At 63.2% G+C, this 9,119-nt stretch carries 6 protein-coding genes and 1 pseudogene; 2 read left to right on the top strand and 5 right to left on the bottom strand.

Annotated features, from left to right (window positions below):
- The 4 genes from E5W87_RS15360 to E5W87_RS15345 all read right to left on the bottom strand — a co-directional run.
- Positions 1 to 470 (bottom strand): aminotransferase class IV (locus tag E5W87_RS15360; protein WP_292398768.1); only part of this gene is annotated, 470 nt, incomplete at its 3' end.
- The gene (locus E5W87_RS15355) at positions 419 to 1,564 is read right to left on the bottom strand and encodes an aminodeoxychorismate synthase component I (protein WP_292398765.1); all 1,146 of its coding nucleotides are present in this window, start codon (positions 1,562 to 1,564) and stop codon (positions 419 to 421) included. The genes E5W87_RS15360 and E5W87_RS15355, both read right to left, overlap by 52 nt.
- Positions 1,565 to 1,737: 173 nt before the next feature.
- On the bottom strand, positions 1,738 to 2,493 hold the full coding sequence (locus E5W87_RS15350) for a proton-conducting membrane transporter (RefSeq protein WP_292398762.1): 756 nt from the start codon (positions 2,491 to 2,493) through the stop codon (positions 1,738 to 1,740).
- A gap of 374 nt (positions 2,494 to 2,867) precedes the next feature.
- Positions 2,868 to 4,706: a M3 family oligoendopeptidase gene (locus E5W87_RS15345; RefSeq protein ID WP_292398759.1), complete on the bottom strand. Its 1,839-nt coding sequence runs from the start codon at positions 4,704 to 4,706 to the stop codon at positions 2,868 to 2,870.
- Between the two features lie 191 nt (positions 4,707 to 4,897).
- On the opposite strand from E5W87_RS15345, the gene E5W87_RS15340 reads away from it, so the two are divergent.
- Both E5W87_RS15340 and E5W87_RS15335 read left to right on the top strand, forming a co-directional pair.
- Positions 4,898 to 6,439, top strand: coding sequence for a sigma-54 dependent transcriptional regulator (locus tag E5W87_RS15340; protein ID WP_292398755.1), 1,542 nt, complete (start codon positions 4,898 to 4,900; stop codon positions 6,437 to 6,439).
- Between the two features lie 369 nt (positions 6,440 to 6,808).
- Positions 6,809 to 8,698, top strand: coding sequence for a DUF882 domain-containing protein (locus E5W87_RS15335; protein WP_292398752.1), 1,890 nt, complete (start codon positions 6,809 to 6,811; stop codon positions 8,696 to 8,698).
- A 112-nt stretch (positions 8,699 to 8,810) separates the two neighbouring features.
- On the opposite strand, the pseudogene E5W87_RS15330 reads toward E5W87_RS15335, so the two are convergent.
- Positions 8,811 to 9,119: pseudogene (locus E5W87_RS15330) on the bottom strand (keto-deoxy-phosphogluconate aldolase); the annotation flags it as partial.

The raw sequence follows: 9,119 nt of genomic DNA, 5'->3' as shown, positions 1-9,119 counted from the left end.
AAGAGATTGGTGATCGTGCCCTCACAGATTTCGCCACGCTCGTTGGCCAGCAGCACCTCGTCGGCGCGGCTAATCAGATATTCGGCTCGCGCCCGCTGATAGGTATCCCGGCGGCTCGTCTTGTGGCGCAGCAGCATGTCGCTCGAATCGAGCCGCACCCTTGCCAGTTGCAGCCTCCACGCCTTGTCGGCTGCATGGGGCTCATAAGGCAGCGCCGAGACCGTCATCTTGCCGCTGCGCGACAGGACAAGCCGTGTGCGCAAGGCTATGTCCGGCCGGTCGACGGCGTTCCTGAGCAGCTCGCCGACCTTCTGCGGATCGCAGGCAAAACCCAGTTCGGCTGCCGAGCCATAAAGGCGTGCCAGATGGCGGTCGAAACGGAGGAAGCCCTGGCCCGGCTGCCAGCGCATGGTTTCGATCAGGTCGAAATCGGCGGTGTTCCCGTCGCGTAGCGCGCTTTCAGCAGGCACTCCTGATACTCCTCCTCGGCCGTCGAATCGAACACGACGCCGCCACCGATATTGTAGACGGCCTCGCCACCGGAAAAGAGCGATATCGTGCGGATCGCTACCGAAAAGCGCATCGTGCCGCCGGGCGCGATCCAACCGATGGCGCCGCAATAGACGTCGCGCGGCGAGCCTTCCAGATCGTGCAGGATTTCCATGGCGCGGATTTTTGGGGCGCCGGTGATCGATCCGCATGGGAACAGCGCAGCGAAGATCTGGCGGATGGTGAGGTCGGGCAAGAGCTTGGCCCGCACGCGGCTCACCATCTGGTGGACGGTCGGGTAGCTCTCGATGCGGAAAAGCTCCGGCACCTCCAGCGTGCCGACCTCGCTGATCAGCGAGATGTCGTTGCGCAGGAGATCGACGATCATCCGGTTCTCAGCCTGGTTCTTCTCGTCATTGAGCAAGAACGCCTTCAGCCGCTTGTCCTCCGCCTCGGTCGCGCCGCGCGGGGCGGTGCCCTTCATCGGATGGGTCTCGATCATGCCTTCGGCATCGATCTCGAAGAACAGTTCCGGCGAACGCGACAAAACGACCGGATCGCCGAGCGCGATCAGCGCGCCGTATTTCACCGGCTGGCGTTCCGTCAGCGCGTCGAAGGCGGCCAGCGGATCGCCCGACCACTGCGCATGAACCGGAAAGGTCAGATTGCCCTGATAGCAATCACCCTTGCGAATGTGATTGTGGAGCCGCGCAAAGCGTTTTGCGTAATCTTCTGAAGACCAGGCAGCCCTTGCGTCGAAGATTGGGCCGTTGGTCGCCGGCGCGTTGCTGCGCACGACCGTCTGTTCGACAGGCGCGTCGAAGATTCCCAGGCAGACAAGCGGGGCGCGGCGTCCGTCCGGCAGCAGCGGAACGAGCTTCGGCTCGAGCAGGTAGCCGGCCTCATAGGAGAAATATCCGGCCAGCCATCTGCCGGCGTCATGAGCGGCCTGCGCAATTTCCAGCGCCGGCAGGAAATCCTCCGCGTCATGCGCCACGATGATGCCGGACGGACGATCGAAAATGAGCTGGTGCGCGCGCTCGTCATTCCGGAAAATTGCAGAGGGCAGGGACATGGGGCTCGGATGCTGCGGTCGATGACGCCAGCTATCGCTCTATATGGGGGCTCGATCGCGCGCAATCGAGAGAGCGGCGTCTCAAGACGCAAAGGCAGCGTTGGTGCAAAAGCAAACCGGCGGCACCTCGAGGGCGCCGCCAGTCTGTTATGTGCTCGATGCCGGCAGGCAATTCAGGTGTTGCTCGTGGTCCCCGCGGTCGGGAAGCGGCGCGCGAATTCCTTCTCGTCGCCGGCGGCAAGCAATTTCGCCTGCTCGATCCAGCGCTCACGCTCGATGCGGCCGTCGAACTGGAGAACGTCTTCGATCCGCTTGATATCCGCCGCCGTCCAGGCGGCGATCTGAGCGTAGGTCCTGACCCCAAGGCCGTGCAGCTTCCGCTCGTTGACCGGGCCGATGCCGATCAAGCGACGCAGACTGTCGGGCTTATCAGCTGCTGCCGCTGTTGCCTTGGCTGCGGGGGCTTTCTTTGCCGCTGGCGCAGCCTTCTTGGCTGTGGCGCTCGTTTTCGACGCCGCCGCGTTCGATGCACTGGCCTTTGGCGCGGCTGCCGCCTTGGCGGCCGCCGGTTTCTTGGACGCGGTCTTTGCCGGCGTGGACTTTGCTGGGGCAGACTTGGTCGGCGCAGTCTTTGCCGGCGCGGACGTCGCCATCAATGCCGACGGTGCCGGGATCGCTGCCTTTGTCGCGCCGGTCTTGGCGCCTTGCGCCTCGCCCAGCTGGCGCTCCAAGTCGGCGCGGGCGCCGCGGCATACATTCAGCTCACCGGTCAGGCGGTCGGCGTCGGCGCGCAGTCTGTCGCGCTCGCTGCGCGTGCGGTCCATGTCACCGCGCAGGCTGTCGAGCTCGCCACGCAGACGTCCCCAGATGAACCAGCCAACCAACACACCTACCAGGAAGGCTAGGAGCATGTAGAAAAAAGTGCCCATTGTCTCTCTCTCCAGTCGGATCCATCTGCCGTGGCCTGGAGTGGTGACCTTGGCAAAAGGACCATTCAATGGTGGCTCCGCTGTCGCGGAACAGCCGGCTTAAATCGAGCTGTCGGCGACCGGCTCTTCCTGCCATGGCCAACGGCCGCTGTCGCATTCGCCGAGCACCGTGACCGGCCGGAGATTTTTTCCTGGCCTGAGCCCCGCGCCCGACTGAGCTTGAGGCGGGACGCTATCATACAGCTTCGCGAAAGCTAACGGAAAAATCCCACAGAGAGTTATTTAAGAACAAATATTTAGGGCAAGAATAGAACGGCCTCAATATGCATTGCGGCTAAACTGTTCTGTCGACCCCGGATGTTCAGCGCTGTGCGTCAATTGTCCAAAGCTTCGAGCTCGTCGATCAGCCCGCCTATCACGCCAAGTCCGATCTGCCAGAAGGCAGGGTCGGTGGCGTCAAGGCCGAACGGCGCCAGGAGCTCGGAATGATGCTTGGTGCCGCCGGCGCGCAGCATGGCAAAATACTTCTCCTGAAAGCCACGCTCTGCATTTTGATAGACCGCATAGAGCGAATTCACCAGGCAGTCGCCGAAAGCATAGGCGTAGACGTAGAAGGGCGAATGGATGAAGTGCGGGATGTAGGTCCAGAAGACCTCGTAGCCCTCGCGCAGCTTGATCGCCGGCCCGAGGCTTTCCGCCTGCACTTCCAGCCAGAACTGGCCGAGCCTATCGGATGTCAATTCGCCGTTCTTGCGCTCGGCATGCACCTTGCGTTCGAACTCATAGAAAGCGATCTGGCGCACGACCGTGTTGATCATGTCCTCGACCTTCTGCGCGAGCATAGCCTTGCGCTCGCGCTTATCCGTGGTCTGGTCGAGCAGCGAGCGGAAGGTCAGCATCTCGCCGAAGACGGATGCCGTCTCGGCCAGCGTCAGCGGCGTCGAAGCCATCAGCGCGCCCTGGCCTGCGGCCAGCACCTGATGCACGCCATGGCCAAGCTCATGCGCCAGCGTCATCACGTCGCGCGGCTTGCCCATGTAGTTGAGCAGAACATAGGGATGCGCCGACGGCACGGTCGGATGCGCAAAGGCGCCCGGCGACTTGCCCGGCCTGACCGGCGCGTCGATCCAGTTGCGGTCGAAGAAAACCCGGGCGATCGCCGCCATGTCAGGTGAAAAGCTCTGATAGGCGGAAAGCACCGTGTTCTTGGCCTCGTCCCAACCGATGATCGCCTGCGGGGTCTCTGGCAACGGCGCATTGCGGTCCCAGTGGTTCATCACGTCCATGCCGAGCCAACGCGCCTTCATCGCGTAGTAGCGGTGCGACAGGCGCGGATAGGCATCGCGAACGGCTGAGGCCAGCGCATCCACCACGGTGCGCTCGACGCGGTTGGCGAGATGGCGTGAATCGGCGATGTCCTCGAAGCCACGCCAGCGGTCGGAAATCTCCTTGTCCTTGGCCAGCGTGTTGGTGACCAGCGTGAACGTGCGCAAATTCTTGCGGAAGGTTGCGGCCAGCGCTTCAGAGGCTCGGCGGCGCACCTCGCCATCGGCGTGCTGGAGGCGGTTCAGCGCCGGCTCCAGGGTCAGCTCCTCGCCATCGATGTCGAAGCGCAGATCGGTCATGGTCTCGTCGAACAGGCGGTTCCAGGCGCCGCGTCCGGTAATCGACTTCTCGTGGAAAAGCTGCTCGACCCGATCCTCGAGCTGGTAGGGTTTGTCCATGCGCAGATCGAGCACCCACGGCCGGTAGTGAGCGAAGGCGGGGTCGGCAGCAAGCGCGGTCTCGATCGAGGCATCGTCGATGAGGTTCAGTTCGAGCGCGAAAAATAGGAGATGCGCGCTGGCGTCGGTCATCTTCTCCTGAATGTCGCCATAGAGCTTGGCGCGCTGCGGATCCGCGGTGTTGCCGGCATAGATCAGTCCGGCATAGGAGACGATCCGGCCGATCAGTTCCTCCAGTGCCTCATAGGCGGCAAGCGCTTCGCCAAGCCTGCCGCTGTCGCCGCGCTCCGCCTCGGCGGCGAGCGTGCCTTTCCAGCGGCTCTCGAAGCTGATGGCATCGGCTGCCGCCTTGGCAATGTCGCGCTTTAGCTCGGGGGCTTCCATACCCGAATAGAGATCGGCGAGATTCCATTCCGGCAGATCGCCAAGCTCCGCCACGCCCTGACCGGACGACGACGCCGCAAGCTGCCGACCAAAAACCATGCGCATTGCCGATACTTTCCAGATTGCAAGATTCAAGCGGCCAGACTCGAAGTGTCAAAGGGGAATGAGAAGCCAGTCAAATCCTAAGGAATTCGTTCACCGGGTTTTTTGAAACCTTGTTTAGAACCCTGTGCCAAGATGATCCATAGGGGTGGCCCCTTGGGTGGGCATTTTGGGCGAGCATCGTTGAACCAGTCATGACAGGTTCCATACTCATAGTCGATGACGATCCCGTGCAGCGCAGGCTGCTCGAGGCGGCCGTGACGAAATTCGGCCACAGCGCGATCGTCACGGACGGCGGCGAGGCGGGTCTCGATGCGCTCGACGGATCCAATGCGCGCGATGTGTCGGTGGTCATCCTCGACCTTGTCATGCCGGGCCTCGACGGCATTGGCGTGCTGAAGGCAATGCGCGAGCGCGGCATTCATGTTCCGGTTATTGTGCAGACTGCCCAGGGGGGCATCGAGACCGTCGTTTCGGCCATGCGTCATGGTGCTTTCGATTTCGTCGTCAAGCCGGCCTCTCCCGACAGGCTGCAGGCATCGATCGGCAACGCGCTCAAGGTCGAGGCGGTCGAGGGCGAAGTGAAGCGCACGTCGCGGCGGCGCGGCGGACATCTGACCTTCAAGGACATGATCACGCATAGCCCGGCGATGGACCGCGTGATCCGTCTCGGCCAGAAAGCGGCCGCGTCCAATATCCCGATCCTTATCGAGGGCGAATCCGGCGTCGGCAAGGAGTTGGTGGCGCGCGCCATCCAGGGCAGCGGCGACCGCCGCTCCAAACCCTTCGTCACTGTCAATTGCGGCGCCATCCCCGACAATCTGGTCGAATCGATCCTGTTCGGCCACGAGAAAGGCTCGTTCACCGGCGCCACCGAAAAACACACCGGCAAGTTCGTCGAGGCGCATTCCGGCACACTCTTCCTCGACGAGATCGGCGATCTGCCGCTCGACGTGCAGGTCAAGCTGTTGCGCGCCGTGCAGGACGGTGAGGTCGATCCGGTCGGCGGACGTTCGACCATCAGGGTCGACATCAGGCTGATCTCGGCGACGCACCGCAATCTTCTGCAGCAGGTCAAGGACGGCAAGTTCCGCGAGGATCTGTTTTACCGGCTGAACGTCTATCCGATCTTCGTGCCGCCGCTGCGCGATCGTCGCGACGACATTCCGTATTTGGTCGAGCACTTCCTGGAGAAGATTGCGCCCACCGATCCACGTCATCGTCTGCACGGCATTTCGGCAGCGGCGCTCGCCATGCTGCAGGCCTACGACTGGCCGGGAAACATCCGGCAGCTGGAAAACGCCGTCTTCCGAGCCTCGGTGCTTTGCGAGGGCGACCTGCTGACCGAGGAGGAGTTTCCGCAGATCCGGGCGCAGGTCGAAGGCACCGTCAACCTCGATGCGCATGGCGCGTTGCCATATCCCGCATTGCCGTTGACCATCGAGCCGCCTGGCGAGGGTGCTTCGGCCAAAAACGGCATCGCTGCGGCCGAGACCGATCCGCCGGCCAGGCCGCAGCCCCGCTTCGGCACGCTGCGGGCGCTCGACGAACGCGGCAATGTGCGCACGCTGGCCGACGTCGAACTCGAAATGATCAAGCTCGCCATCGATCATTACAACGGCCAGATGAGCGAAGTTGCCCGCCGCCTCGGCATCGGCCGCTCCACGCTCTACAGGAAGCTCAAGGAATACGGCATCGATCCGGAAACAGGCCGTATCGACCGGCTTGCTTCCTGACAAAGCAGTCCGGACCAGCTTGCCAGCCTGGCATCAGGGACAGTCGACAGTCATGGATGACGCGTCGGGCGACGCGCTTGCAACTGTGTTCACGCATTAAGGCGTCCGGTAACAGATCGTGTTCAAGGCAAAGGCCGAAACATGATCTAAACCAGCAGTTTACCAAGAAACCCTGCGCAATATTTTTGACGGGATATCGCCACGGTGTTACCGCATTTCGGCTTCAATAAGCGATGATTAACCATTAGGATCGATATTCGGATGCGAACATCACCGCATCCGTTGGTCAAATCCGGGGACAAACGGCAGCCTGCAAGGCCTTTTGATTTGAACAAAGTCGAACGACACACAAACGGGCGGCACTATCACATGAGCGTCTGGCCGAGATGGCTGGCAGCGGTGATTCTCGCCTTTGGCTTCCTTGCAGCGGCTGAGACCGGCGCCAGCGCTCAGACGCGTTCGCTAAAACTCTATAACCTCCACACCAAAGAGAAGGCGGAGATCGTCTTCAAGCGCGGCGGCCGCTACGACCAGGCGGGTCTGAAAAAGATCAACGTCATCCTGCGCGACTGGCGCCGCAACGAGCCGACCAAGATGGATCCGCGCCTGCTGGACCTGGTCTGGGAGGCTTACCGGGAGAGCGGCGCCCGCGACTATATCCAGGTCGTGTGCGGTTATCGCTCGTCATCCACGAACTCGATGCTGCGCAGCCGCAGCAGGGGCGTCGCCAAGAAAAGCCAGCATATGCTCGGCAAGGCGATGGACTTCTACATTCCCGGCGTGCCGCTGAAGAAACTGCGCGACATCGGTCTGCGGATGCAAGGTGGCGGCGTCGGCTACTATCCGTCGTCCGGCTCGCCTTTTGTCCACATGGATGTCGGCAATGTGCGCCACTGGCCGGGCATCAGCCGCCAGGAACTGGCGCGCGTGTTCCCCAATGGCAAGACGCTGCACGTGCCGAGCGACGGCAAGCCGCTGCCCGGCTATTCACAGGCGCTCGCCTCCTACAAGTCGCGCAAGGGCGCCGGCACTCCCGCCATCGAGCTGGCCAGTGCAGGTGGCGGCTCCAAAAGATCCGGCGGTCTGCTGGCGGCTTTCTTCGGCGGCGGTGAAGACGAGGCGGATGACAGCGCCGATGTGGCAGCCGCGCCGGCGCCGAAGCCAAAGACCGTGAAGCTGGCGAACGCGAAGCCGACGCCGGTCGCCAAGGACAGCAAGCTTCCGGGCATTGCCATCGTGTCGCCTGAGGATGCGAAGCGCGCCGAGATTCCGCAAATCGCCGACGCGCCTGCTCCGGAACCGGAGGAGGATACGCCGGAAACGATCATCGCCGCGCTGCCGGCGCGCAGCATTCCGCTGCCTGATTTCGCCCCGCGTCCGAAGACCGATGTCGGCGCCCAGCCACCCGAAAACGTTCCGTTCGGCGTGGCGGATGCCACTGCTACCACCGAACAGGCGGTGGCGACCGCACAAGCGCCGGCAAGTGCCCCCTTCGGCATGGCCGACCCGTCTGCTGTCGCCGATCCGGCGCAGGTTGCGGCCAACAACATTCCGTTGCCGACCTGGCGTCCCGATCATTCGCTGCCGGCCGACCTTGCAGCGGCCGACCTTGCGCCGCAGGATAAGGATGTGCTTTTGGCGCTGGCGGACACGGCCGGGCACGGCAAGACCGTTACCGATGCGTTCTCGGTGCTGCCGTCGGCGCGGCCCGACTTGGCTCAGCCTGACCTGGCCGAACCCGATTTGGCCCAACCCGATTTGGCCCAGTCCGCCCAGGTCCAACCCGACGCGGTCAAGGCCGTCCTCGAGCGGGTCAGCGCAACCGACGAATACCAGGTCGCTTCGCTCTCCCAGCCGAGCTCGGTCTTCAGCGACGCGGCGAACGTCAATGCTGCATCGCCGCGCGGGGCTGTCGTTGCCCGCCCGATCGGCTCCGATCCGGCTGCGGCGATCGGTGCGGGTGTGAAAACCACCCGCAAGGCAGCCAGGGCAACCGCCCGTGACCTGAAGCCTGGTCCCAAGTCCGTGGTGGTCGCCGCCGAGCCGAAGGCCGCGCGTTGGGCGTTGAACAGCGGCGAGAATGTCGCCACCGTCTCCAGCGCAACGACGGCGCCGCGCTATGCCTACAATATCGTGCACACGCCGCCGAGCGAGGTCTACACTGCGGGCTTCCAGCCGAACGATCAGATGGCCGACGCCAACCGGTTCACCGGCAATGCCGTCAAGTTCCTGTCGGTAGCCCGCTTCCAGACCAAATAGCGGATCGACCAAGCAATACAAAAGCCGCGCCGGGCAACCCCGCGCGGCTTTTTGCTGTTCGCAAACAGCAATGCCGCCGGCGATGCAGCCAATTCACTTGTTGAAAGTGTCTCTACCGCCCGAGTTTGCTCGCGGCGCGCGCCAGGGCTTCGATTTCATCCCACTTGCCGGCCTTGACCAAATCGTCCGGCGCCACCCAGGAGCCGCCGACGCAGATGACGTTGGGCAGGCTCAGATAGTCGGCGGCGTTCTTGCCGGTGATGCCGCCGGTCGGGCAGAATTTGACATCGGCGAGCGGCGAGGCGAATGCCTTGAGCGAGGCGATGCCGCCTGACTGTTCCGCCGGGAAAAACTTCAGGAAACGCAAGCCTGCTTCGCGGGCGGCCATGATCTCACCCGGCGTGATGGCGCCGGGCAGCAA

Origin of the sequence: Mesorhizobium sp. (assembly GCF_004962925.1) — a bacterium.
Classification (GTDB): Bacteria; Pseudomonadota; Alphaproteobacteria; order Rhizobiales; family Rhizobiaceae; genus Mesorhizobium.
Note: the sequence above shows the minus strand (reverse complement) of the source record. Positions and strands in the feature narration are given on the sequence as shown.